The following is a 25,447-nucleotide window of genomic DNA, read 5'->3' as shown; positions in this document are numbered from 1 at the left end:
AGGGGTTGGTATTGATGTTTGTCCCGCCCGTTTAGATGTGTACCTGCGGCCCCAAGGGCCAACCTTAAAAGTGCCTCACACCGAAGCTGGCGTCCGCACCCTGCTGGGGCAACGCCAACCAACGCCACCCCCTCGGGTCGTGGCCGCAGCGACGGGTGGCTGGGACGAACTGCAGGGTGCGGTAAAGCAGCGCCGCTCGCGGGCGGTGCCAACGGTGCGGGCTGACAGCGAAGACCATCTCCAGGCGTTGGCGCCACGTCTGGACGCCTTGAAGCCGCAGATGCAAGCCCTCGCTCACCAGCAAGCGGATTGGCAGCGCCAAGACCAGCTTCTGCCAGCGGTGCAGGGCCGCGGCCAAGTCACCGCCGCTTTGTGTCTGGTGGCACCGCCCACCACCGGGACAGTGGTCAGCACAAGGGCAAGCGCCTGCTTTCGGGCGGGCGCACGCGCGTCCGGTGTGGCTTGTCTATGGCAACCCGCGTGGCGACGCCCCACAACCCCGTGAGGCGCGACTTGGATCAACCCTTGCTGGCAAGTGGCTCTGGTTGCCTGTAGGCGCCAACGCCTGGTCAGGCTCAATGCCATACCCGCGCGCTCACACTCCCTGGCAAACGCCCGCTGCGGCCAGCCGCCGCACAAGACACGGTCCGACTCAATCGCTCCCCCACTGCTGTCACTGGGTCACGCGCGTTGAGCGCTCAACCGATTTTTCCATTCCCCTTGACTCCCAAGACAATCGCTACAGAGAGCGATCGCCATCCTTCCGTAACGTGATCGCTCCCTTACGTATCTATTGAACATCCTCACCTCAGTGCTTCTTCCTCTCAAGCTCGAATAGATTACGACGAGTTTAAATTTTGGCGAGTCGATGAGAGGGAATGCTAGGTTGAATGTCCTCTACATATAAGGCAACGCCTTATTCATATGAAGCATCACTCATTGCTTTCTGGATTGAGATCGCTACGGCAGTCCCGCAAAGCGGTTCGATTGGTTTCGTCTGTAGCCGCTTCGATGTTAACAGCAGGGGCGATCGCAACTTTTCAACCTGCCCGTGCTGATGTTACGAATGGTAGTCAACCGCTAGCAACACTTTCGTCCACAGTTTCTCTTGCAACGCAACGGGCAACGCCGCCGATCGCCACTCCAACTCTGGCTCAGGTACAGTCTGGAAAAGACTTCCCAGTTGTGCAGCAAATGGGCGTGTTTGAACTGTTTGGGCCACTAATGGTTGGCAGCATTGTTGTCGTGGGTGGCTTGATCTTCTTCTCATCCATTACTGGGCTGGTGATCATCAGTGAGCAAGAAGTGGGCGTTGTGGTCAAAAAATTTGGTGGTCGTCTACCTGCGGGACGGTTGATTGCCCTCAATGGTGAAGCGGGCTACCAGGCTGATACGCTGGCTCCTGGCTGGCACTGGGGCTTGTTCCCCTGGCAGTATGGCGTGCAAAAGCAGCCCATGATTGTGGTGCCGCAAGGTGAAATCGCGCTGCTTGTCGCTAACGATGGCGCGTCGATTCCGCCAGAGCGCATTCTGGCAAAGGTTGTGCCTTGCGACAACTACCAGGATGCCCGTAAGTTCCTCTCCAATGGCGGCGAAAAAGGTCGGCAGATGGGTTTTCTGACGGCAGGTACCTACCGTATCAACACCTCTCTGTTTAAGGTGATTACGGCTGCAACGGCCAGTCAACATGGCATGAGTGCTGAGAAGATGCGCGTGTACACCGTGCAGTCTGATAAGGTCGGCATTGTCACGACGCTAGACGGTGTTTCTATTGATGCCGGTGAAATGGCAGGTTGCACTGTCCCAGGACACAATAATTTCCAAAATGGTGAAAAGTTCATCCACGCAAGCGGACGACGTGGTTTGCAAGAGCAAATTCTACTCTCCGGTTCCTGGAACCTGAACCCCTGGTTTGTCCAGGTCGAGCAGTTGCCCATGACGGAGATTCCGATCGGCTACGTGGGTGTGGTCATTGCCTATGTGGGTAAAGCGCACGAAGATGTCAGTGGTGCCTCCTTTACCCACGGCAATCTGGTGCTACCGGGGCATAAGGGCGTGTGGACAGAGCCGCTGTATCCAGGGAAGCATCCGCTCAATACGCGCGTGATGAAAGTCGAACTGGTGCCCACGACCAACATTGTCTTGAACTGGTCGGGACGTACCGAGCGACACAACTACGACACCAATCTAGAATCGCTGACGGTCCGATCGCGCGATGGGTTTGCCTTCGACCTGGAAATTGCCCAAATTATTCACGTCGGCGCGCTGGATTCGCCCAAAGTGATTTCGCGCGTCGGTTCCATGCAAAATTTGGTGGATCATGTGCTGGAACCCACGATCGGCAACTACTTCCGCAACTCGGCGCAAGAATGCACGGTGCTGGACTTCCTCAGTGCCCGTAGCGATCGCCAATCGGAAGCTGCCGAGTACATCAAAACCGCTTTGCGGGGCTACGACGTACAGGCGATCGACACCTTGATTGGTGACATCCAACCGCCTGCGACGCTGATGCAAACCCAGACCGATCGTAAAATTGCTGAAGAGCAGCGCAAAACCTACGAAGTGCAGCAAATGGCACAAACGCAGCGGCAACAGCTGGTGCGCGAAACGGCACTGGCAGACATTCAGCAGGAAATGGTGAAGTCGGAACAGAACGTGAATATTGCGGAACTGCAAGCTAAAGCGGATATTCAACGTGCGAACGGTGAAGCCGAAGCGACTAAGCTAAGAGCTGTCGGTGATGCTGATGCCATTCGAGCTACAGGTAACGCACGCGCAGAGACCTATCAAGCGGGTGTACAGGCGCTCGGTTCCCAAAGCTACACCGCGATGCAGTTGATGCAGATTATTGGCGATCGTCACGTTCGTCTTATTCCCGATGTGCTGGTCGGTGCAAACGGTAATGGCAATGGCTTAGTCGATGGCTTGCTCTCCATGATTTTATGGAACCAGCAAACCAACGGTAAATCAGGTAAGGCTGCACTCACCGATCAAGTCGTTGAAGACCACCCCGATCCATCGTCTCAAGCGGGTGCACCGTCACAAGCAGCGCTGGCAAACGGCACACCCGCAGCGCATGCAATACCATCCTTTGATCCGACTCTCGGAGCCGAGATTGAAGCGATCTTTAACGCTGAGACGCGGTAGGGATTGGGGTTCAGGTGTCAGAATGAAAGCCTGATGCCTGAATTTGTATGAGCTATTGTTTGAATCCAAACTGCAAAGAACCGCAGAACCTTGACAAGGCTGAGTTTTGTCAAGTCTGCGGTTTTCGCTTGCTGTTGCACAACCGCTATCGTGCTGTTCGGCTCATTGGGCAAGGGGGTTTTGGGCGGACGTTTTTGGCGATCGATGAGGGTGGAAGGAAAGAAGAGGAAGATCAGGAGGCGGAGGAAGCAGGGGAAGCAAGGGGGGGACTCAAGGCTCAAAACGTTGCTCAACTGTTGCTCTGTGTGATTAAGCAGTTTTTGCCAGTCCAGACCGCAACGGCAGAGTCTGAAATTGCTCTTTTTCGGCAAGAGGCACAGCGACTTAAAGAACTGGGTAACCATCCACAGATTCCGGCCTTATTGGATGCGTTTGAAGACGATCGACAGCTTTATCTGGTGCAGGAGTTTATTGACGGGCAGAATTTAGAGCAGGTATTGGTAGAGCAGGGTGCTTTTACAGAAACGGCAATCTGGCAACTGCTTGAACAGGTACTGCCAGTGCTCAAATTCATTCACGATCGCCAGATCATTCACCGCGACATCAAACCTGCGAATCTCATCTGGCAACGGAATGGCGAGTCTTCGCGTCTAGTGCTCGTGGACTTTGGCGCGGCGAAATTGGTGCAGCTGAGCGATCGGCTCAAAACAGGGACGAGTATCGGCAGTGCTGAATATGTTGCCCCAGAACAGGCACGCGGTAAGGCCGTTTTCGCCAGTGACCTCTACAGTTTGGGTGTGACCTGCCTGCATCTGCTCACGCACCTATCGCCCTTTGATCTTTTTGATCTGGTCAATGACCAGTGGGCATGGCAGCAATATGTGTTGCCTCCAGTCAGCGATCGCCTTGCTACGGTTCTCAATCGACTCTTGCAAAATGCTTTGAGCAAGCGGTTTCAGTCAGTAAATGAGGTGATGGGTGCGATCGAGTCCTCAGCGGTCAGCGGTCAGCGGTCAGCTTCAACTCAAAACTCAAAACTTAGAACTCAAAACTCAAAACTCTTTACCAACTGGCGCTGTCTTCACGTCCTCACAGGACATACCGCTTGTGTCAACGCGGTTGCCATCAGTCCCAATCGCCCCATTCTTGCTAGCAGTAGCGAAGACAAGACCATCCGTTTGTGGGATTTGCAAACGGGTAGCGTGACAACGGCTGTTCTTGATCATCTCATGGCTATACGGACGATCGCCTTTAGCCCGGATGGTGAAACGATCGCGTCGGCAGGGCAAGATCGCAACGTTGTGCTGACGCGAAAGTGGTATCTGGATCTTGCTGGTCGTAGCGAGAGCCTGGGTCAGCATACGCAAGCAGTGACCTCGATCGCCTTTACCCCCAGTGGCAGAATGCTTGCCAGCGCCAGTCGCGATAAAACCATCAAACTTTGGGAGCTTCAAACACAAGCTGAACTTTATACTCTGAAAGGGCATCGACTGAATGTGACGGCCATCGCTTTTAGTCCAGATGGCCGCTTTCTTGCCAGCGCCAGCGCCGATCACACGGTCTGTTTGTGGACAACTGAAGCTAACCTCAACGTTCAGATGCGCTACACCTTCACTGACCATGTGGGTACCGTTCAGGCCGTTGCCTTTAGTCTGGATAGTCAAATGCTGGCAAGTGGAGGGGACGATCGGACGATCAAGCTTTGGAGCACACAGACGGGGCGACTGCTCCGCACCTTGCCAGGGCACTCGTGGACAGTCAGCGCCCTCAAGTTCATGTCTGATGGCAACACACTCGTCAGCAGTAGTTGGGACGGCACCCTGAAGCTATGGGACTTAAACGATAGTCAAGCACTACCGATCGTCCTGACCGGACACAGCGACTCTGTCAACACGATCGCTCTCAGCACCGATGGCAAAACGATCATCAGCGGCAGTAGCGATCGCACCATTCGCGTTTGGCAGCTGTCAGGGTAAGGGGTTTTAGCAAGCACCGGTCAGCGATGAGTACTCCCCTATTCCGGCTAGAATGAACACCATAGCGCGCGAGACCAGTCATGATTGCTGTAACACCAGTAGTAGGAGAACAGCGTGTCATTCTCCAGGACATCAATTGGCAATGCTTTGAATACTTGCTGCATGAATTAGGTGAAAATCGAGCCGCTCGCCTGGCTTACGATCAAGGGGTCTTAGAAATCATGTCGCCCTTAATGCCTCATGAACACATTAAACGACTCCTTGAAAAGTTCATTGATGCTCTAGCTGAAGCATTAGATCTCCCTATCCGCAGCGCTGGATCGTTGACCTGTAAGCGCAAAGATTTGGGACGCGGCATTGAACCAGATTCTGCTTTCTACATTCAGACAGAACCGTTGGTCAGGCATCTGGAACAGATTGATCTCGCTCAAGCTCCCCCACCAGATTTGATGCTAGAAGTGGACTTTAGCAGTTCCCCTTTGAACAAAGAGCCAATCTACTGGCTTTAGGTGTGCCAGAAGTCTGGTGTTATGCCAAAGGTGAACTCACAATCAAGCAGTTACGTCGGGGACGCTATGTGCAGCTTGACCACAGCCCGACTTTTGCCAATGTGCCCTTGACAGAAATCCCCACGTTTCTTAGCCAGAGCACGAAACCGGGAGAGAGAGGCGTTGTCAAAGCGTTCCGAGCCTGGGTGCAGGAGTGCCTTCAAGCACAATCACCCTAAAACCGTCACCATAAAATCACCATAAAATGAGTTGCGCGGCTTGATTAAAGAATTGGCGACAGATCCCCCAGGTGATCAACACCGTTGTGATGAGCGTCGCCAGCGCCAGCATAAACATGACTAACATCTGATAAGCAGCTGCCAGAAGCGGCTCGGCTCCAGCCAAAATCTGACCCGTCATAATCCCGGGCAGCGTCACAATGCCAACAACCATCATCGTGTTAACGGTAGGAATGAGTCCCGCTTTAATGGCATCTTTGCGATATTGGGCAACTGCCTGCTGCGGTGTCGCACCTAGACTCAAATGCGTTTCAACCTCTAGCTGACTGTTATTGAGAGTGCTGACGAGGCGTTCTCCCGCGATCGCTGCTCCGTTCATGGCATTTCCCAGCACAATGCCAGCGAGCGGAATCACGTACTGCGGCTCATACCAGACCTGGGGCTGAATGACGAACAGGTTTGTATACGCCAACGTCACAACCGTGCTTGTCAGAATTGAACCGCCGACTAACGGCAACAGGTAAGGCACTTTTTTGCTGATGCGATTACGGGCGACGATCGTGGCCATCGTCAGCATCACTCCTAGCACTCCCAGCACCACCCAGGGATCTTTCAAGGCAAACACTACTGCCAGCACATAGCCTACAACCAGTAGCTGCATAACCGTGCGCCCGGTTGCGATTGCTAACTGCCACTCCAAGCCCAGACGCTGCCAAGCGGCGAGTCCAATGGCGATCGCCATCATCCCAAGTGCCCAAACGATTTGTAATGGTGAATCCATGCAGGTAGGAGTAGTAAAGCCCTCCATTCGTCCCGTGAACGGGCAGAAAAGCTTTGGGTAGGGCAGAAAAGTTGATAGTCTTTAAAGAGTAGCGGATAGTTGATTCACTGAAACAATCTGGGTTTCGAGCCAGTCCAACAATCTAACTGCTGCGATTGATTCCATTTATGGGCAAAATTTGATTCTATTAACAGAGTGAGATTCGTGGTGTAAGTGAGTGAGTAAAATTCCCCCGTTTGATTTATCCGAGCAGTACAAGATCATTGGCGACGAGGTTAATGCTGCTGTTTTAGCGGTTCTGGCGTCTGGTCGCTACATCGGTGGCGACCACGTTGAAGGCTTTGAGCAGCAGTTTGCTGCTTACATTGATACGTCAGAGTGTATTGCCTGTAACTCTGGCACCGATGCACTTTTTCTAGCGCTAAGAGCGTTGCATATCGGGCCTGGTGACGAAGTCATCACCACTCCGTTTACCTTTATCGCTACAGCAGAAGTGATCAGTGCGGTCGGTGCCACGCCTGTTTTTGTCGACATTGAAGCGTACACTTTTAATCTCAACCTCGACCAGGTGGAAGCGGCTATTACAGAGCGTACACGGGCAATTATGCCAGTCCATCTATTTGGCCAGCCTGTAGAAATGCCTCGCCTGATGGCGATCGCTCAACAGCATCAGCTTACCGTTGTTGAAGATTGCGCGCAGGCAGTGGGTGCTGAATGGGCCGATCAAAAAGTGGGTGGCATTGGGCATATTGGCTGTTTCAGCTTCTACCCCACCAAAAATCTGGGTGCCTGCGGTGATGGCGGTGCTGTGACGACCAATGACCCTGAGATTGCTGCTACGATTCGGATGCTTCGTGACCACGGTAGACGGGCTGGTGGGTACTACCACGAAGCGATCGGCGTCAATTCTCGCCTGGATGCGTTGCAAGCAGCCATCCTGCAAGTGAAGCTACGGTATCTTGACACCTGGAACAGTCAGCGTCGAGCGGTTGCCGATCGCTATCGGCATCTGTTACAGCACGTGCCAGGCATTGTTTTACCGCAAGAGCCAGTGGGTGGAAAGGGCGTTTGGAACCAGTACACGCTTCGCATTCCCAGTACAGACCAGCAGACTGAGCAAGACCAACATTGCCGCCGAGATCAGGTGCGACAACACTTGCAGGCAGACGGCGTCAGTTCGATGGTGTACTATCCCCTACCGCTACATCTGCAGCCAATCTATCAAGCGCAAAAGCAGCAACTTGGACAGCATCTAATCGCAGAGCAAGCGGCTAACGAAGTGTTGTCGCTGCCAATGTTCCCTGAACTCTCCCCTGATGTGCAAGATCGAGTGGTGTATAGCTTGAAGGACTGCCTTGCTGGAGTGATTGTCTAGCTGCCCTGGCGGGAACTTGAAAGGCTCAGGAGCCATTGAGTCAGCAAGCAGGCTCGATCGGTGCCTCTCAGATCCGATCGACCGTCTTCAAGGCGAGGTTGCCTTGAGTCAACGTTAACGTCAGGTTAATCAAACGACCAAAATGTTTGTAGTTTCGTATACTATGATTAAGTTAGTGAAAAGATTGATACTGAGTCTTACGTAGACTAGCAAGTCTCTTGTTTTGATTGGTTCCACTGGGGGCGATGTTAGCTAGCCGCGGCGCTGCCCTCTATGCCTGAGAGCACCGTTAGAGAGGTAAAAGCAAGCGTGGGTCAGCATCCCCTTAGTCGGTTAAGACGCTACGATGCGGGCGTGATCGCTCAATACTATCGTTACCGTCCCTGGAAAACATTTGGCCGCTCCTTGAAAATTGTCCTATCATTTTTGACCTTCTTTTTGGGTTTGAAATGGGACGAGTGGCGAGGTAATCAGGTTACTGCCTGCCTGAAGCGTGCCGATCAGTTGCGTCGAACATTGATCAGATTGGGGCCGACATTTATCAAGGTTGGTCAGGCGCTCTCTACACGCCCCGACCTCATCCGCAAAGATTTTCTCGATGAGCTGATCAAGCTACAAGACCAGCTGCCGCCTTTCCCCACGCCGATCGCGTTTGCTCTGATGGAAGCAGAACTCGATCGCTCCGTTGATGAAATGTTCAGTCAGATTTCGTCACTTCCTGTAGCCGCCGCAAGCTTGGGGCAGGTGTATCATGCTCGCCTTTACAGTGGCGAAGAAGTGGCTGTCAAAGTGCAGCGCCCCAATCTTTTGCCCGTACTGACGTTAGATTTGTACCTGATGCGGTGGGCGGCTAGCTGGCTGTCTCCCTGGCTACCGCTCAATCTGGGACATGATCTGACGCTGGTTGTCGATGAGTTTGGCGTCAAGCTGTTTGAGGAAATTGATTACCTCAACGAGGGGCGCAACGCTGAGAAGTTTGCGACCAATTTTCGTAACGATCCAACGGTCAAAGTCCCTGCGATTTTCTGGCGCTATAGCAGCCAGCATGTCCTGGTTTTAGAGTGGATTCATGGCTACAAGCTCACCGATACAGCACGTATCCGTGAGGCAGGGTTGGCAACAGATGCGCTGATTGAGATTGGCGTCACCTCCGGTTTGCGTCAGCTGCTGGAGTATGGCTTTTTCCATGCTGATCCGCATCCCGGCAATCTGTTTGCGATGGCACCGCACTGCGACGTTCAGGGCGGTAAGGCAACTGAGCAACCGATGGCTCAGATGGCATACATTGACTTCGGCATGATGGATCAGCTTGAAGAGTCTGCGAAGGAAACGCTCGTCGATGCTGTGGTTCATCTCATCAACAAAGATTACGTTGATCTGGCGAAGGATTTTGTCAAGCTTGGGTTTCTGACCCCTGATACCGACATCCAGCCGATCATCCCGGCGCTAGAAGCCGTTCTCGGTGACGTGCTAGGCGAAAGTGTGAAGGACTTTAACTTCAAAACCATCACCGATCGCTTCTCCGAGTTGATGTACGAGTATCCCTTTCGTTTACCTGCCAAATTTGCGCTGATTATCCGCTCGTTGGTCACTCAAGAAGGTCTTGCCCTGACCCTCAATCCTAACTTTAAGATTGTGGATGTCGCTTACCCCTATATAGCACAACGACTGCTGACTGGAGAGTCACCAGCGTTACGACGCAGACTGCTTGAGGTGCTCTTCAAGGACGGTAAATTCCAATGGGAGCGGCTGGAGAATCTGATTGCGATCGCCCGTAGCGACCAGTCGTTTGACCTGCTGCCTACTGCTCAATTGGGGCTACAGTACTTACTTTCCGATGAAGGTAAATTTCTGCGGCGACAGTTGATTATTGCCCTCACTGAAGACGATCGCCTACATACCGAAGAAATGCAGCGCCTCTGGAACTTAATCAAAGAAGACCTTCAGCCAGGTCGTTTATTTAGTGCCGCGATCGGCGCACTAGCAGAATTTTCGACGGCCGGAACAGCAGCGCTGATACCTTCTGCCTTGACTGCTATTCGTAAGGTTTAGAGCACCAAAACGGTGTAGGGTAGGAGAGTTAGGAATTTACAAGTAGCGCTGCGCTCTTGCATTAAGGGATTTTAAGTTCATCGTTTGAACTCAAAACTCCTAGCCAAAACTTCGAACTTTACAGCTATTCACTATGTATTCCATTCCCGAGCCGCCGTACGTACTCCTGATTGGTGGGCTATTTTTCAGCCTTGCTTCTGGTGTTGCCTTCGAGTCCGTTTTGAAAAAATCGGTTCAGGACTGGTCAAAAAATCGTTCGACACGCACCCTGGCAGCGCTACAAGGCATGCAGCTGTTTCTACCCTTCCTGGGTATTTCGGCAGGAATCTGTCTCTTTCTGTCCTCTGGCATGGAAGTGTTTGGCTTTACGACTCAACTGTCTTACGCGATCGCTTTACCCCTGACCATCTTCATCGGTTGGCTGATCTGGTCACAGCTCGGTAAGATTCTGGCGCAGCTAGAAAGCGGCGGTTCTCAGGCGCTAGACCTGGATTCCTGGGGTTAGGCATTAAGGACAGCCTGTTGAAACGGTTACAGAACTTGTTTGAGCAGGTTTTCAGCCCTTTAACTTAGCCCGTGATTGAAAATCGTGGACTAGTGGCGCAATTTTGAGGACTTGCCAACGATTTTCTAAAAAAGCGTCTAGACACTTTCCACGATGCTCGAATGCAGAAAAACAGCCTCCTGACTGACGGGTTCAGGGGGCTGTTTTTATGATTTAAATGCCGCGGTAAGCTGAAGCGAAAGGTGAGGAACCTTATGCTTGTCGAGAGTAGTACTCAACCACTAGTAGCTCATTAATTTGGAGTGCTACCCACTCACGATCGATCACGCTGTTGACTTTTCCAACCAGCTTGTTCTTATCAAACTCCAGATGGCTCGGTAAGTTTGCCAGACCTGGATACTGCAAGTTGGTCTCAACAATCTTGCGAGAGCGATCCTGATCCTTAACACCAATGACTTCACCGGGACGGCACTGGTAGCTTGGAATATCCACTACACGACCGTTAACAGTGACATGCCCGTGGTTCACCAATTGACGCGCCCCTGGAATGGTCGGAGCCATACCCAGGCGAAAAATGGTGTTATCCAGGCGCATCTCTAACAGTTGCAAGAGTGTTTGACCTGTAGAACCCGCAGCTCGACGGGCTTTACGCACATAGCGCAGAAGCTGCCGCTCAGTTAAACCGTAGTTAAACCGTAGCTTTTGTTTTTCTTCCAGGCGCACCGCATATTCGGAGCGTTTTTTACGGTCTTGACCATGCTGACCGGGTGGGTAGGCACGTCTGGGTGCTTTGCGGGTCAGCCCAGGCAAATCTCCTAGTCGGCGCACAATCCGCAGACGTGGACCTCGATATCGCGACATCTAACTTCCTCTAAAATCGTCTAAAATTTTTAGCCAGAACATCTAGTATAGGCTCTGATGATTCCAACTTCAAAGAAAAATTTAGCATTTTTTGAGGGTTGCTCGATTCCTAAGCAGATTTCGGCGACTTCGAGGACTTCATGCGATCGAGCAGTAGCTGTGACACTTCAGTCGCAACGAGGGTGACCAGTACGGCATCATCCAGTTCGCCAAGGAACGGAATGAAATCAGGTATCACATCGAACGGGCTAAGGAGGTAGATCAGAGTGCCTGCAACAATCCACCAGCGATATTTGGGGTTAGCAATCAGTTGACGATACCAGTTGTAGACGGAGCGGAGTGGAAAGGACATGGGTTAAAGCCTAGCGATTACAGTTTCAATCATCGCAAGTTTGGCAGGGCGGTTGGCGGTTTTGCGCTATGGATAACCGAAGTGGTTTCAGGGTGGAAAGTACGACGTGAGACTTCCGTAATGGCTGGCAGGCTTTGTTCTCAGGCATTGGAGCGTTAGCTATGAGCGGTCAGCTATCAGCGGTCAGCTATAAATGCTTTGTCCGATCGCTGCTTAAATCTCGTCAGGATCGATCCCCAGCGATCGCAACCGTGCCGCAAGACGATCAGCGCGTTGCCCTTCCCGCATAGCCAACTCTTCTGGAGTGAGCAAGCGGTTGCCTTCTTGATCAAACCAGTACAACCATTCACGGGTACGACCGCAGTAGGTGCCACGATCGCGCCCGATCGCGAGTCCGATTTCGGGGTGCCAGACGCGATCGTTTGGTTGCAGGACGTATTGACCATCGACTAGCCGATACACCTCCAGGGGCAGTCGTTTTCGGCGATAACGACGACTGGGTACATAGATGACGTAGTACAGGATGCCGAGTTGAGCGTAGTCGAACTTTTTCTGCTCGTATTCGCCGCCGTAGGTTTTGGCAACGACTTCCAATGTCAATACAGGCGCAACGCCGTCTTCTTCCCACAAGACGTAGCTTAAGCGCTCCTCTTCATCCACAAAGCGATCGACGCCCAGGCTGAGAAAGCCATCAGGTACGATCGGCGGCTGGCTGGGTGCATAGTAAATGCCCATATCGATGCCAAAGAACCAATCGGTGCGATCGCTCCATGCCAATGCCAAAATTGCTTGCAGCAAGTTGGGGATGAGGTTTTGCAGCTCATTATCCACAGGCGTATCGTCTGAGTCGGGTAGCTCTGCCGAGGAGGGCAAACAGCTTAAAGGGTCGTACTGTACCATGTTGATTTCACCGGGTCGTACTGACTGTATCTTAACGAATGGAGGGGTTTCAGCTTGCGGATTGGGCGATCGGGAACGAGGCGATCGCGTCACAATAGGTCTAAACGAAGATGCGGTAGGGATAGTGGGATGACAACTCCTTCAGACGCGCGGTGGCAATTCTGGATCGATCGGGGCGGCACCTTTACAGACATCGTGGCGCGACGACCGGACGGTAGCCTGACGGTGCACAAACTGCTGTCCGAAAACCCCTCACGCTATCGCGATGCGTCCATGCAGGGCATCCGAGATCTTTTGGGCATCGCAGCCGATGCACCCATTCCTACAGAGCAAATTGCTGCGATCAAAATGGGTACGACGGTTGCCACCAATGCGCTGCTAGAGCGTAAGGGCGATCGCGTGGTTCTCGTGACCACCCAAGGCTTTCGTGATGCGCTGCGGATCGGCTACCAGAATCGCCCCAACATTTTTGCGCGTCACATCGTTCTACCCGAAATGCTCTATGAGCGTGTGATTGAAGTTGAAGAACGCTATAGCGCTCAGGGCGAGGACCTGATCCCGATCAATGCCAACGCCGAAGAAAAGCTTGCGCTCTTGTTACAGAACGCTTATGCAGACGGCATTCGAGCCTGCGCAATCGCTTTTATGCATGGCTATCGGTATCCTGACCATGAACAGAAAGCAGCGGTGATCGCCCACGCGATCGGTTTTACTCAAGTTTCCGTTTCCCACATCGTCAGCCCCTTAATGAAGCTCATCAGTCGCGGCGATACTACCGTTGTTGATGCGTACTTATCGCCTATTTTGCGGCGCTATGTCGATCAAGTGAGCGAGGAATTGGGAGGGAGTTGGGAGTCGGGAGTCGGGAGTCGGGAGGCAGGGGAGGCAGAGGGAGCAAAGGAGCAAAAACTCAAAACTCAAAACTCTCTAGCGCAGCGGCGCAAAGCGCTACTCAAAACTTTATCACCCCACCCCACACCCCACACCCCACACCCCACGCCCCAGTTAATGTTCATGCAATCCAACGGGGGCTTGACGAATGCCCGATCGTTTCAGGGGAAAGATAGCATCCTATCGGGTCCCGCTGGCGGCATTGTCGGTGCAGTGCAGACGAGCAAGTTGGCGGGGCTGGAGAAAATCATTAGCTTTGATATGGGCGGCACGTCTACTGATGTCGCGCATTATGCAGGCGAATACGAGCGGGAATTTGAAACCGAAGTGGCAGGTGTGCGTCTTCGAGCACCAATGATGTCGATTCATACCGTTGCAGCGGGTGGCGGCTCGCTTTTGCACTTTGATGGATCGCGGTATCGCGTTGGCCCAGAGTCGGCAGGGGCAAATCCGGGGCCTGCCTGCTACCGAAATGGAGGGCCACTAGCGGTCACGGACTGCAATGTGATGTTGGGCAATCTGCAACCAGAGTTTTTCCCGAAAGTGTTTGGAGCAAGTGGCGACTTACCGTTGGATGTCGCTGTCCTGCGGCAGCAATTTAGCGATCTAGCGGCAAAGATTCAATCTGCAACGGGTGACGTGAGAACACCAGAGCAAGTCGCGCAAGGCTTTCTAACGATCGCTGTCGAAAAAATGGCCAGCGCCATCAAAAAAATCTCTGTTCAGCGCGGCTACGATGTCAGCGAGTATACTCTCTGCTGTTTTGGCGGAGCTGGAGGCCAACACGCCTGCGCGATCGCAGACACATTGGGAATGCAACAAGTGTTTCTGCATCCGTTTGCAGGCGTTTTATCCGCTTACGGCATGGGCTTGGCAGATATCCGTGTCATGCGTGAAACGGCGATCGAAGCACCGTTAAACCCAACGCTACTGCCAGAGTTGGCACGCACGCTCGCGAACCTGATGACAGAGGCGAAAGCCGAACTGCACCAACAAGGTATGCTCGATGTGCAGATGCAAGTGTTGCCCAAAGCCCATTTGCGCTATCAGGGCACGGACTCGGCACTCATTGTCAATTTTGGTGTTTACAACGCCATGATTGCTGCCTTTGAAGAAGCACATCGTCAACGCTACGGCTTCATCGCTGAGAACAAGCCGCTGCTAGTCGAAGCCGTTTCGGTTGAAGCAATCGGTGCCACTAGCACGATCGACGAACCCATCATCACAGACACTCGCACACATCCTTTAGAGCCGATCGCCACTGTCCAGACTTATAGCGCCGATTCCTGGCAAACAACGCCCGTGTTTCAACGTGACTATCTACTTCCCGGCGATCGCATCACTGGCCCCGCACTCATCATCGAACCCACAGGTACTAATGTGATTGCACCGGGATGGCAGGCGGAATTAACCGAGCGGGGACATCTGATGCTGAAAAAGGATAAAGGCGAAAGGATAAAGGCTAAAAGCGAAGCACAAAATTCATCCTACCGCAGAGCGGAAGCAAGCTACATCCTTTATCCTTCATCCTTTCCCCCTTCCCCCGACCCCGTCTTGCTCGAAATCTTCAACCATCTCTTCATGGCGATCGCTGAGCAGATGGGTTTCACACTCCAGAACACGAGCTATTCCGTCAACATCAAAGAGCGCCTCGATTTCTCTTGCGCTCTGTTTGATCAACATGGGCAGCTAGTTGCCAACGCACCACATATCCCTGTACATCTCGGTTCCATGAGTGAAAGCGTTCAATCCCTCATTACCACTTACGGCAGCACGCTGAAACCAGGCGATGTTTATGTGCTCAATAATCCCTACAACGGGGGGACGCATTTGCCCGATGTGACGGTGATTACGCCAGTCTTTGGAAAGGATAAAGGCGAAAGGATAAAGGATAAAAAGCAACCCGATCCATCCTTTATCCTACCGCAGAGCGGAAGCAAGCTACATCCTTCATCCTTTGCCAATCGCCCCTTCTTCTTCGTCGCCTCTCGTGGACATCACGCCGATATTGGTGGCATTTCGCCTGGATCGATGCCGCCGAATAGTGTGTCGATCGCGCAAGAAGGCATTCTCATCGATAATTTTCAACTAGTGGATCAGGGACAATTTCGTGAGCCAGAGTTGCTGGCACTGCTGACGGAAGGCGATTATCCGGTACGCAATCCTGCGCAAAATGTGGCAGATTTACAGGCTCAAATTGCTGCCAATGAGCGTGGTGTACACGAACTTCACAAGATGGTGCAGCACTATGGCTTAGAAACAGTGCAGGCGTATATGCAGCACGTCCAGGACAATGCTGAAGAATCGGTGCGTCGCGTCATTGATGTATTGACGGATGGCAGCTTTAACTATGCGATGGATGATGGCAGTCAGATTGCAGTGGCGGTGACGATCGATCATCCGACTCGCAGCGCCACGATCGACTTCACAGGCACATCGCCCCAACAGCCCAATAACTTTAACGCTCCGGTGGCTGTGTGCAAAGCGGCTGTCCTCTACGTCTTTCGCAGCCTGGTTGATGATGATATTCCGCTTAATGCAGGCTGCCTTAAACCATTGAATATCATTATTCCTGATGGCTGTATGCTCAACCCACACTATCCAGCAGCGGTTGTGGCAGGGAATGTGGAAACCTCGCAAGTCGTGACGGATGCGCTGTATGGCGCGCTGAACGTGATGGCTGCGTCACAAGGGACGATGAACAACTTCACCTTTGGCAATCAGCGCTACCAGTATTACGAAACCATCTGCGGTGGATCGGGTGCAGGGTCAACGTTTGATGGGACGGATGCCGTGCAGACCCACATGACCAATTCCCGTTTGACCGATCCAGAGGTGTTGGAATGGCGCTTTCCGGTGTTGCTGGAAAACTTTGCGATTCGTCCTGGCAGCGGTGGGCATGGCTTCCATCACGGTGGCAATGGCGTAATTCGTCGTCTTCGCTTTAATGAAACCATGACAGCCGCGATTCTGTCTGGGCATCGGTTGGTGCCAACCTTTGGGCTGGACGGTGGAGCCGCCGGAGCAGTCGGACGCAACTGGGTAGAACGGGCAGATGGCACGATCGAACCCCTCAGCAGCAAAGCCGAAGTTACCATGCAACCCGGCGATGTGTTTATGATTGAAACTCCTGGTGGTGGCGGTTATGGCTTGCAGGGTTAAGGACTCAGGCGCTAATCCGCTACAATTGAATCCATTAAGCTAGAGATACTCATTGGATGGGCTAGTGACTATGAGTGTGAATCTCGCGGAGCCGCTTTTGGCTCAACCGGAACAACGAGTGATTTTGGAAGGCGTTAGCTGGCAACAGTATGAAATTTTGCTGGCAACTTTGGGGGATGATTTTCCAAACTTGCGGTTGAGCTATTTAGAAGGAACGCTGGAAATCATGACGACTTCTCCAGAGCATGAGGAGCTTAAAACGATCATTGCGATGTTGATGGAAGCGTATTTTCAGGAAACTCGGATACGGTTTCATGGCATCGGTTCAGCAACCTTTCGTAAAGCGGCAAAACAGCGCGGATTGGAGCCAGATGAGTGTTATTGCCTGGGGCAGAAAAAGGAAATCCCAGATATTGTGATCGAAGTCATTTTGAGCAGCGGCATGGTGGATAAGCTGGACATTTACCAAGGGCTACGAGTGCCAGGAGTGTGGTTTTGGGCAAACAATCAGTTTTCGCTGTATCATCTTCGATCAGCGCACTATGAGTTGCTTTCGAGCAGCGAACTGTTACCAGAACTTGATATTGCTTTATTAGCCAGTTACGTTCAACCTGCGGATCAATTTGATGCGGTCATGGCCTTTCGAGATGTAATGCGCCAACAGCGTTAATGCCACTCATGTCTGCTGTTTGAAACGCGATCGCCGTTCGTTTTGCTGTCCTTCGATCGTCTATCCTTTCGTTGCTCATGAGCAGCAAGGGTGAGATGGCGATGCGATCGCACTCCTTCAATTGGCTGGCTGTGGTTCAGACCTCGGAGGTTTTCAAAACCTCCGAGGTCTTGTGGAACCCACGGTGCCAGGTAACAAAAGGCCAGAATGCCGATTCTTCGTAGGGTTGAAAGCTAGAAATAAAACTTATGAAACCGCCAGAATGCCTATCGCTTACACTCTACAAGTCTCTGCGCGATAGAAGAGAGAGAAAACACTACCCCCCCACTCCCCACTCCCACATCATCACCCCACACCGGAAATTCTCCTTTTGGAGATTTTTTTAGGTTAAATGTCAGGTCGGGGAACTTCAACCACAAGTTATCCTTGCGCCACCCGACGCGATCGCCAAATTTTTTCCAATTGTCATCGTACTCGGTTGGGCTGCCACACTCAATCCAAATCTGCTTCTGCACACTGAAGCCAAACTTGCTCGTCCCCGATTCGTCTTTGCTGTACTTCAGCCATAAGTCATCCAATATCAGCAGATCAAGGCAGGGAAAGGTTTGTAGATCCTCAGCACTAAACCATCCAAATTCCTTGTTGATGGTTTGAATCATCATCCGATAAGTTTCAACGTCAGCATCGCGCCATTGCTGGTTTTGCAAATAGGTTTCTAGCTGTTGATAGCGCAAAGGACGCAACTCCGCTGCAAATGCCTCAGCCCCCGTGGGTAATTTTTCTGGATGAGGATAGAGCTGAAAACAGCGATAAGCTAAAGCAACGGCATCTTCTCCCAACTGACACCCTTGGCGCACAAACGCTTCCAGGGGCTTGGGCTTCAGCAGGGCGCTGTAGAGCAAAATGGTTTCTCGCCATTTATCATTTCGCCACTGGTCAAACAGTTGACCTTCCTGCCCAGTCTGCTGATGTTCCAGGCGCTGCATTTCCAAGGCGGCAAAATAGTTGCGGAAACTCAGATGAGAGAAGGCATATTCTTTAGGGTCGGGTTCGTAGAGCAGTTCGCTAATATTGGTGGCATCTTTGAGAAACTGTGCTGGCGAGGCGGCATCATCTACTGCCTCTAAATGAGGTTTCAGCGCTTTGAGAGTCTCTGCTTTTTCTAGCTGGACTGCTTCCTGTTGCACCATTGTCAGTGCCAGTCCTTGTAAGACCTGTTGCCGTTCCTGGGCTGAGTCCAGCAGCATAACTACGCGCTTGGCGGTGGGTCTGGCTCCCAGTTGCAGGTCACAGATGGTCTGGTACAGTTTGCCCCGTTCGCGAGGAAGCTGGTCGCCTGGAGCATACCAATGCACCCAGGCAATCAGATTCAGCATCAGGGGATTTCCGGCAAGGCGCTGTAAGTCGGGTTGTTGTTCAATTTGGGCTAACAGATCACTGGCTCGTTGGGCAGCAGTTTGGGCAACATCCGACGTTTTGCGTTGGGTGGTGTGTTGCTGCTGGCACAAATACCAGGGCTTCAAAAAGTCTGCCCGTTGTTGCCGGGTAAATTCTCGCACGGTGAGCGTAGTCGGCATTTTGGTGGAGGTGTCTGGCGCTTCATCGACTAGCTTTTGGTACGCCTCAAACCCGCCCTGCCGAGAGGACAACAGGAATCGCGCTTTGCCGTAGGTTGTGACCTGGGTATTAATCCAGCGTGCCACTGCTGGACGCTGAGCATCTGCTACTTCATCAAACCCATCTAGCAGGATCAATGCCTCACCCCGCTCCAGCAAACTCTCTGCCCACAAGGGCGGCACTGGCAGCGGCTTGGCTTTGGACAAATCATGAATATGCAGCCGGATCAGTTCGGGCAGGCTGAGCTTCTCTTCGGCAATTTTGTCGCGCCATTTGCGGAGGTAGAGCAACACAGGCCTAAATTTGGGTGCTCGATAGCGTCGATACCGTCCTTGAGCATAGGTATAGGTGATGTGGCGCAACAAGGTGGTTTTACCAAAGCCGCCATCTGCCACGATCGCGATAAATTGATACGCTGGCACCTGACGCACCTGGGCAAGAAAGTCCCAAATTTGGCACCCTTCTGTTTGGGCTTCCTCCAGTTTGCGGTTGCTGGGCGATCGCTGGTGCAGGCTCAGCGATGATGGGTCAAGCATCAACGGCACATACACCTGCGACAAGGTGGGCGACATGAATCCCTGTTGCTGTTTGAAGTCATCACCGTAGTAATCAACGCAAGCACTCGATTGGACTTTGAGATACTTGGCATCAAACCCAGAAAACTGCCACTTCAACGCTTCGTTGAGACTATCCATCCAGGACACCAGATTCTTGGCATCTTGCTTGGCGCGATCGGCGTAAATGTCTTGAAGCTGTTCGACAAAGTTTTTGCTGTACGCTGCCCATACACCCGCGATCGCCGTGACGGGTAGCATAATGACTGCCTGTGCCCATTGCTGTTGCAGCAGAAAGCTGGCGAATACCCCACCACTTCCACCCAGCGGCATCCAGCGCAGAAATTCCTGCGTCCAGCGCGCTACCTGTCGTCGTTGCTGGCGTGAGGCATCCTCTTTCTCAGGATTATTCGCTTCAGGCTTTGGCGTTTCCTCTGGCATTTGAACTTACCGATCGCTTTTCCCTAGTTTACAGAGAGAAAATCAATTTTCCAGCACAGAAGTGGCTTAAATTACTGTCTTCGGTGGCGAAGGATCAGAGTACGCAGGCGATCGCCAAACACTTCGCATAGGCAAGGCAGGTACAATAGCGTCATACCCTACGGTGATAGAGTATGACGACACTCTTACCAAACCTCCAGCCTGCTGAACCCTTCTACCCGACTGGCGATGGTGCACCTGTGGCAGAAACCTATGACCATTTCTATGTACTGGCGATCGTTTTAGAAGTGTTGCGTCAGTTTCTGGTCGATCGTCAGGCAACGGTGTTGGGCAACCAGTTTCTCTACTACGCTCAGGGCTTTCCGCGCTTACGCACTGCTCCCGATGTGATGGTGATTTTTGATGTCGCGCCCGGTGGACGGGACAACTACAAGATCTGGGAAGAGGGGCAGGTGCCTGCGGTCATCTTTGAAATGACATCGGAAAGCACTCGCAAACAGGATGAAGGCTTTAAGAAAACGCTCTATGAACAGTTGGGTGTGCAAGAGTACTGGCAGTTTGACCCCAGAGGGGAATGGCTACCGGAACAACTGCGGGGCTATCGCCTGCGGGGAGAGGCTTACGAACCGATTACAGATGCCCAAAGCCAGCCCTTGCAGTTGCGCCTTGCTGTAGATGGCAAACTCATTGCGTTTTATCGGTTAGACAACGGGGAAAAGTTATTAATTCCTGATGAATTAGCCGCTGCTTTAAGTCAACAAACAGCCGCTCGGCAACAGGCTGAAGCGCAGGCAGAGCAAGAACGTCAGCGAGCTGAACGGCTGGCAGCTCGACTCCGAGAACTGGGCGAAGACCCAGAAGTCTTTTGAACAACTGGGTGGAACGGGCAGATGGCACGATCGAACCCCTCAGCAGCAAAGCCAAAGTCACCATGAAACCCGATGATGTGTTTGTGATGAGATTGATGGTTTGCACCACAGTACTGCTCTCATCGCTTCTGGTGTCGCTGACGGGACGATGGGTAAAGCCAGAAGCTAAGTAGCTTTGTCAGCCACGGCATGATGGGATAAGTGAGTAACGCCGATACAAACGTTACTGAAAGTAAGAGCCCCAATAGGGACGGTAGCCCCTTCAGCACAGGCCCCAGCAGCATATTTGCCAGCAAAATCAGCGGATAAACAGCCAGCACACCGAGAATCACCTTCTTATAATAGGCAGGCTGAGACGTCTCTTCTAGACCGTGCTCAGGTAGGGTAAACCATAGCTCCATACCGCTGGGCTGATATTGCCGCGATCGCCTGACCACTAACCCACGCTCACGATCGATCCATTCCTGGAACGTTGCTGACAGTTGCCATCGTCTGAAATGCGAATAGTCCTTGAACTTCAGGATGACGACATATTCAGGATGAGTGTGGTCTCGTGGTCGGATGGTTTCTACACCTAGAAACCCTTCAAATTGGCTTGCCGCCTGATTCATTCCTTGTGTCCACGCTTCATACTCCTGGATGTGGTTGGGATCCACAATCTCGGATATCACAAGTGTGATTGGGGCAGAATGCTCTTGTGTCTGATTCATGGAAGGAACGTATGGGAAAAAAGGGGCGTACCAATACCAATTAAATTATCCAGCAAGAACCTGAGTTAGCGAACACTTAAGCACTCCCTAACAAAATTTGACCCAAGCTAAGGGGCTGTAAAGAAATAACGTCATGGACTGTAGCGGTCAGCCATCAGTGGTAAGCCATTAGAGAAAAGCTGACCGCTGACGGCTGATAGCTAATAGCTAAGCCAAAAGTATCCAGTTATTTTTTAATAAGTACTAAGCGATTTGCAACGAGCGATCGCCGCTCAAAAAACGCCTCTTGACGACACCCAACTCAAATAAAACCTTGGTTCGTCCGAAATGGCTTGGTGCTCCCAGTGTAGAACTGTTGTGTAAACAACCACTGTGGTACCGGACATCATGTTGAAATCACCTGTGCGCGTGCTCCTTTGCGTTGCGCTGCTGCTATTAGCGCTATGGGTGCCACGTACTTTAGCCGTTGAAACGCCTCCTCCGATCGAGCCCTTCTTAATGACTGGCAAGTTTGCCGAGGGTGAAGCGGCCATGCTGGCACGCTTGAAGGAGACGCCAGAGGATGACCAGGCGCGCTTCAGTCTGGGTGTCACGCAGTTGATGAGCGGGGTTGAGCGCTTGACGCAATCGCTCTATCGCTATGGCTTACGCCACAATTCGCTGACCAGTGTGCTGCCATTCTTACGCCTGCCGATTCCAGAGAACCCTAAGCCGCAGGTGATTCGCTATGAGGACACGCGTCAAATTCTCCAAACGTTTTTGAACGACCTGGCAACCGTGCGCACAACGCTAGCACCCATCAAAGATCCCAAGATCAAACTGCCGCTGAAGCTTAGTCTTATTCGGCTGGATTTGAATGGCGATGGCAAGGTTGAGCCAACGGAGTCGCTGTGGCGCATTTTTGCCACGATTAATCGGCTACGCGTCACAGAGCAACAGGCGAAAGGCTTCACGATCACCTTTGATGCGGCGGATGCCATCTGGTTGCAGGGCTACACCAATCTATTAGGGGCGATCGGCGAATTTGCTCTCGCGCATGATGGGCAGGAGTTTTTCAATGCTCTGGCGCATGTGGTATTCACCAAACCAGAGACGCCCTACCCGTTTCTAGTGGCTGGTCGTCCGGAGCCGAGTCAATTTAGCTTTGGCGGCATCGAAGCTGTAGATATTGTGGCCTTTGTCCATCTGCTACACTTTCCGATCGCCGAACCAGCGCGTATGGCAACGGCATTGCAGCATTTACAGACCACCACAGCACTCAGTCGCCAATCGTGGAAACTCATCACCGCCGAGACCGACAACGATCGCGAATGGCTCCCCAATCCCAAACAAAAAGGCGTGATTCCCGGTGCGCGCATCACTCAGGCCATGATTGACAGCTGGCTGGCGTTTTTAGATCAAGCCGATGGTTTGATGGCAGGCAAGACACTTGTCCCGTTCTGGCGATCGCGCGAGATTAGAGGAGTGAATCTCCGCAAGGCTTTTCTAGAGCCGCGCACAACCGATGTGGTGCTATGGCTACAAGGAACGGCAGCAGCACCGTATTTAGAAGTCGGCAAGATGACCGATCGGCAAGCGTGGACACAACTTGCCCAGACTTTTCGAGGACAGTTTTTTAGCTTCGCCGCCTGGTTTAACTAAATTCATGTCTAAACAAGATTCAGCGTTGCTGCTTTGAGCGGTGAATTTCGTAGAGGCGTTGCGCGAAACGCCCCTATCTATAACGCCGCCTGAAGTTGATCCAGCAAGCCTTCCACATACTTCAGCGCTGCGTGAATGGTGGCAGGATTCTCTAAATCCACATCCACATATTTACACAGTGCTTCCACCTGATCCATACTGCCGCCTGCTGCCAAGAGTTCCATATAGCCAGGGATGAAGTCTTTGCCCACTTGCAGATATTTCTGATAACAGGCAAGGCTGACGATGTTGGACGCGGTGTATTGGTAGCAGTAGAACGGTTTGAAGTAGATGTGTCCAATCCGTGCCCAGTCGTACTGGTGTTCCGGCAAAACGTCTACTGCATCGCCGCAGAGTTCCTGATACAGCGATTGCCATTGTTCGTTGACGAAGGACTGATCGAAGCTGCCTTGCGTGGCGCGATCGTGGACTGCCAACTCCAATCGACTGATTGTGCTTTGACGGAACAGTAGATTCAATTGGTCTTCCAACTGGCGCGTAATCAACGTTTTCTTTAATGCAGGATTGTCGGCAGCTTGCTTGAGCAAATAATCCAGCAGCAGCAGTTCATTAAACGTGGATGCAATTTCTGCCAGCACCATTGGCGGGTTGCTGTTGAAGTAGGATTGGCGATCATCAATCCAGGCAAAGTGTAGTCCGTGACCCATTTCGTGCGCCAGGGTGAACAGCGAATTGTAGTCGTCCGTATAAGACAGCAAGAGATAGCTGTGCTTGCCGTGGCTGTACCAGCAAAACGCTCCACCCCGCTTACCGGGACGCACTTTTGCATCCACCCAGTTTTTCAAGAAAAACTCTTCAGCACGACGGGCATAGTTTGTGTCGAACTGTTCAAGAGCGGTCAGCAAGGTTTCTACGCCTGCTTTGTAGGGTAACGGCTCCACCGCTTCACGGCCCCAGGGTGCATAGACATCGCACGTACGAATTTTCTGCCCTAACGCCTTGCCTTTCAGCGTGTAGTAGCGCTGCCACAGGTCAAAGCGATCGCGCGTCCCATCCATAATCGCTCGAAACACTGGTTCCGATACTTCGTCCGAGAGTAACTGCTTGTGCAGCGTCGAGGGATAGACACGCATCTGGTTTTCCAACTTGTGGTCTTGCGCCACGGTGCTGAGAATATAGCCATACAGTGAATTGTGCTGGTGCATCACCGTCCGCACAGAGGCATACGCGTTGTAGCGCACATCGCGATCGGGATGGAACAACAGCGCACTCAGCTCAGCATCGGTGCTGGCACTTTTGCCATCGGGTGTAGTGACGGGTTTATATTCTTGCTCGCCCAAGTGCACCGATCGCAGTTGAATAAAGGCCTGCCGTCCAGTGAGGCTGTCCTGATTTCGCGTCTGCTCCACTTCTTCTGAAAGCGTGTAAGGACGGAACTTCGCAATGTTGTAGAAATAGTGGCGATAAGGCTGCAAAACCGGAGCCGCTTCAAGTGCCGCAAACTGAGCATCGTCAAGCTTTTTCAATGCCAAATCAAAAAACAAAAGCTGGTTTTCAATGCCCGTGATGGCTTCCAACACTTTGTCTTGCATCTGTTTGGCTTCGGCATTACGAGTGTCTGCCGAGAAGACGAGAGCGGGAAAGGCGTAGAGGTAGCCCGATTTTTGTGCGATCGTCTCTAGTTCTTGCAAACAAGCCGCGATCGTCTCTGGCGTTAACTCGCTGACATTACCACGGTAAGTTTGTCGAAATGCTGCCGCCTGTTTTTCCAGGTCTGCCAAATCTTGCGTCAGACGTGGATCATCAAAGCCTTGATAAAGGTCTGAGAGATTCCATTCTTGTGGGCTATCCAGTTGGGCGGTAGTGGTATCAGAAGCGGCTTGCACCAAGGTAAAACTCCTTTCGTTGAATCACGGGCAATGTAAGGGCGATCGCAGACATTCGAGAACGCTCAAATTTCTGCTTCCTCAATCTTAGACAAACTTAAACGAAGCACGCAGCCTCCAAATTTGCTGCCTAACCCCTAATTGGTGTGATTAATTTCCAAACTCAGCTAGATAGCGCTTGAATCTGTTAAGTGAACGCACTAGATGGGCACACTGCAACTGGCATGCAGATTTCCTGTTGAGCACAAATTAAAGCGAAAAACAGATTAGAAATTTCGACTCATCGATCCATCGATCGTCGCCACCGTTCCCGCTGGTAGTGTTTCAAAG

The 25,447-nt window shown here is 52.2% G+C and carries 18 protein-coding genes and 1 pseudogene; 12 read left to right on the top strand and 7 right to left on the bottom strand.

Annotation, left to right across the window (positions count from 1 at the left end; genetic code table 11):
- From C7B82_RS02070 to C7B82_RS32930, 5 genes and pseudogenes are all read left to right on the top strand, one after another.
- Nucleotides 1–620 (top strand): annotated as a pseudogene (locus C7B82_RS02070) (transposase); the annotation flags it as partial.
- Between the two features lie 304 nt (nucleotides 621–924).
- Nucleotides 925–3,147, top strand: coding sequence for an SPFH domain-containing protein (locus C7B82_RS02065; RefSeq protein WP_106254649.1), 2,223 nt, complete (start codon nucleotides 925–927; stop codon nucleotides 3,145–3,147).
- A gap of 47 nt (nucleotides 3,148–3,194) precedes the next feature.
- Nucleotides 3,195–5,123 (top strand): serine/threonine-protein kinase, encoded by a 1,929-nt coding sequence (locus C7B82_RS02060; protein WP_106254648.1) that lies wholly within the window; start codon nucleotides 3,195–3,197, stop codon nucleotides 5,121–5,123.
- An 80-nt stretch (nucleotides 5,124–5,203) separates the two neighbouring features.
- Nucleotides 5,204–5,632: a Uma2 family endonuclease gene (locus C7B82_RS02055; protein WP_219903915.1), complete on the top strand. Its 429-nt coding sequence runs from the start codon at nucleotides 5,204–5,206 to the stop codon at nucleotides 5,630–5,632.
- 2 nt (nucleotides 5,633–5,634) lie between these two features.
- Entirely contained in the window at nucleotides 5,635–5,850 is a 216-nt protein-coding gene (locus C7B82_RS32930; RefSeq protein ID WP_219903913.1) for a hypothetical protein, read from the top strand.
- A 16-nt stretch (nucleotides 5,851–5,866) separates the two neighbouring features.
- Here C7B82_RS32930 and C7B82_RS02050 read toward each other — a convergent pair whose 3' ends face one another.
- A complete protein-coding gene (locus C7B82_RS02050) occupies nucleotides 5,867–6,631 on the bottom strand; it encodes an ABC transporter permease (RefSeq protein WP_106254647.1) in 765 nt (254 codons plus the stop codon).
- Nucleotides 6,632–6,848: 217 nt separating this feature from the next.
- Here C7B82_RS02050 and C7B82_RS02045 point away from each other — a divergent pair, with 217 nt between their 5' ends.
- The 3 genes from C7B82_RS02045 to C7B82_RS02035 all read left to right on the top strand — a co-directional run bounded on the left by C7B82_RS02045 (nucleotide 6,849) and on the right by C7B82_RS02035 (nucleotide 10,563).
- Complete coding sequence (locus C7B82_RS02045) at nucleotides 6,849–8,006, top strand: DegT/DnrJ/EryC1/StrS family aminotransferase (RefSeq protein ID WP_106254646.1); 1,158 nt, start codon at nucleotides 6,849–6,851, stop codon at nucleotides 8,004–8,006.
- Nucleotides 8,007–8,279: 273 nt separating this feature from the next.
- Nucleotides 8,280–10,058, top strand: a complete 1,779-nt coding sequence (locus C7B82_RS02040; protein ID WP_106254645.1) for an ABC1 kinase family protein — start codon at nucleotides 8,280–8,282, stop codon at nucleotides 10,056–10,058.
- A 133-nt stretch (nucleotides 10,059–10,191) separates the two neighbouring features.
- Nucleotides 10,192–10,563: a hypothetical protein gene (locus tag C7B82_RS02035; RefSeq protein ID WP_106254644.1), complete on the top strand. Its 372-nt coding sequence runs from the start codon at nucleotides 10,192–10,194 to the stop codon at nucleotides 10,561–10,563.
- Between the two features lie 252 nt (nucleotides 10,564–10,815).
- Here the strand turns inward: C7B82_RS02035 and rpsD are convergent, their stop codons facing one another.
- From rpsD to C7B82_RS02020, 3 genes are all read right to left on the bottom strand, one after another.
- Nucleotides 10,816–11,424 (bottom strand): 30S ribosomal protein S4, encoded by a 609-nt coding sequence (rpsD, locus tag C7B82_RS02030; protein WP_106254643.1) that lies wholly within the window; start codon nucleotides 11,422–11,424, stop codon nucleotides 10,816–10,818.
- A 109-nt stretch (nucleotides 11,425–11,533) separates the two neighbouring features.
- Nucleotides 11,534–11,776: a YkvA family protein gene (locus C7B82_RS34940; RefSeq protein WP_106254642.1), complete on the bottom strand. Its 243-nt coding sequence runs from the start codon at nucleotides 11,774–11,776 to the stop codon at nucleotides 11,534–11,536.
- A 213-nt stretch (nucleotides 11,777–11,989) separates the two neighbouring features.
- Nucleotides 11,990–12,769, bottom strand: a complete 780-nt coding sequence (locus C7B82_RS02020; RefSeq protein WP_339375100.1) for a Uma2 family endonuclease — start codon at nucleotides 12,767–12,769, stop codon at nucleotides 11,990–11,992.
- Nucleotides 12,770–12,805: 36 nt separating this feature from the next.
- On the opposite strand from C7B82_RS02020, the gene C7B82_RS02015 reads away from it, so the two are divergent.
- Nucleotides 12,806–16,729, top strand: coding sequence for a hydantoinase B/oxoprolinase family protein (locus C7B82_RS02015; protein WP_106254640.1), 3,924 nt, complete (start codon nucleotides 12,806–12,808; stop codon nucleotides 16,727–16,729).
- A 70-nt stretch (nucleotides 16,730–16,799) separates the two neighbouring features.
- Nucleotides 16,800–17,399 carry a Uma2 family endonuclease gene (locus C7B82_RS02010; RefSeq protein ID WP_106254639.1) on the top strand — a complete coding sequence of 200 codons (600 nt, stop codon included), beginning with the start codon at nucleotides 16,800–16,802 and terminating at the stop codon, nucleotides 17,397–17,399.
- Nucleotides 17,400–17,665: 266 nt separating this feature from the next.
- Here the strand turns inward: C7B82_RS02010 and C7B82_RS02005 are convergent, their stop codons facing one another.
- Nucleotides 17,666–20,011 carry a GUN4 domain-containing protein gene (locus tag C7B82_RS02005; protein ID WP_106254638.1) on the bottom strand — a complete coding sequence of 782 codons (2,346 nt, stop codon included), beginning with the start codon at nucleotides 20,009–20,011 and terminating at the stop codon, nucleotides 17,666–17,668.
- Between the two features lie 173 nt (nucleotides 20,012–20,184).
- On the opposite strand from C7B82_RS02005, the gene C7B82_RS02000 reads away from it, so the two are divergent.
- A complete protein-coding gene (locus C7B82_RS02000; RefSeq protein ID WP_106254637.1) occupies nucleotides 20,185–20,880 on the top strand; it encodes a Uma2 family endonuclease in 696 nt (231 codons plus the stop codon).
- 119 nt (nucleotides 20,881–20,999) lie between these two features.
- On the opposite strand, the gene C7B82_RS01995 is transcribed toward C7B82_RS02000, so the two are convergent.
- Complete coding sequence (locus C7B82_RS01995) at nucleotides 21,000–21,590, bottom strand: antibiotic biosynthesis monooxygenase (RefSeq protein WP_106254636.1); 591 nt, start codon at nucleotides 21,588–21,590, stop codon at nucleotides 21,000–21,002.
- Nucleotides 21,591–21,977: 387 nt separating this feature from the next.
- Between C7B82_RS01995 and C7B82_RS01990 the strand changes: the two genes are divergently transcribed.
- Nucleotides 21,978–23,231, top strand: a complete 1,254-nt coding sequence (locus C7B82_RS01990; RefSeq protein ID WP_245939691.1) for a hypothetical protein — start codon at nucleotides 21,978–21,980, stop codon at nucleotides 23,229–23,231.
- Between the two features lie 77 nt (nucleotides 23,232–23,308).
- Here the strand turns inward: C7B82_RS01990 and C7B82_RS01985 are convergent, their stop codons facing one another.
- A complete protein-coding gene (locus C7B82_RS01985; protein ID WP_245939690.1) occupies nucleotides 23,309–25,117 on the bottom strand; it encodes a M3 family oligoendopeptidase in 1,809 nt (602 codons plus the stop codon).
- Nucleotides 25,118–25,447: the final 330 nt, after the last annotated feature.

The organism is Stenomitos frigidus ULC18, from assembly GCF_003003795.1.
Taxonomy (GTDB): Bacteria; Cyanobacteriota; Cyanobacteriia; order Leptolyngbyales; family Leptolyngbyaceae; genus Stenomitos; species Stenomitos frigidus_A.
The sequence above is the reverse complement of the archived record's forward strand: the minus strand, read 5'-3'. Positions and strand labels throughout refer to the sequence as shown.

Coding starts and splice junctions, on each gene's coding strand:
- C7B82_RS02065 (WP_106254649.1), top strand. CDS start 925: ATGAAGCATCACTCATTGCTTTCTGGATTGAGATCGCTACGGCAGTCC.
- C7B82_RS02060 (WP_106254648.1), top strand. CDS start 3,195: ATGAGCTATTGTTTGAATCCAAACTGCAAAGAACCGCAGAACCTTGAC.
- C7B82_RS02055 (WP_219903915.1), top strand. CDS start 5,204: ATGATTGCTGTAACACCAGTAGTAGGAGAACAGCGTGTCATTCTCCAG.
- C7B82_RS02050 (WP_106254647.1), bottom strand. CDS start 6,631: ATGGATTCACCATTACAAATCGTTTGGGCACTTGGGATGATGGCGATC.
- C7B82_RS02040 (WP_106254645.1), top strand. CDS start 8,280: ATGCCTGAGAGCACCGTTAGAGAGGTAAAAGCAAGCGTGGGTCAGCAT.
- C7B82_RS02035 (WP_106254644.1), top strand. CDS start 10,192: ATGTATTCCATTCCCGAGCCGCCGTACGTACTCCTGATTGGTGGGCTA.
- rpsD (WP_106254643.1), bottom strand. CDS start 11,424: ATGTCGCGATATCGAGGTCCACGTCTGCGGATTGTGCGCCGACTAGGA.
- C7B82_RS34940 (WP_106254642.1), bottom strand. CDS start 11,776: ATGTCCTTTCCACTCCGCTCCGTCTACAACTGGTATCGTCAACTGATT.
- C7B82_RS02015 (WP_106254640.1), top strand. CDS start 12,806: ATGACAACTCCTTCAGACGCGCGGTGGCAATTCTGGATCGATCGGGGC.
- C7B82_RS02010 (WP_106254639.1), top strand. CDS start 16,800: ATGAGTGTGAATCTCGCGGAGCCGCTTTTGGCTCAACCGGAACAACGA.
- C7B82_RS02005 (WP_106254638.1), bottom strand. CDS start 20,011: ATGCCAGAGGAAACGCCAAAGCCTGAAGCGAATAATCCTGAGAAAGAG.
- C7B82_RS02000 (WP_106254637.1), top strand. CDS start 20,185: ATGACGACACTCTTACCAAACCTCCAGCCTGCTGAACCCTTCTACCCG.
- C7B82_RS01995 (WP_106254636.1), bottom strand. CDS start 21,590: ATGAATCAGACACAAGAGCATTCTGCCCCAATCACACTTGTGATATCC.
- C7B82_RS01990 (WP_245939691.1), top strand. CDS start 21,978: ATGTTGAAATCACCTGTGCGCGTGCTCCTTTGCGTTGCGCTGCTGCTA.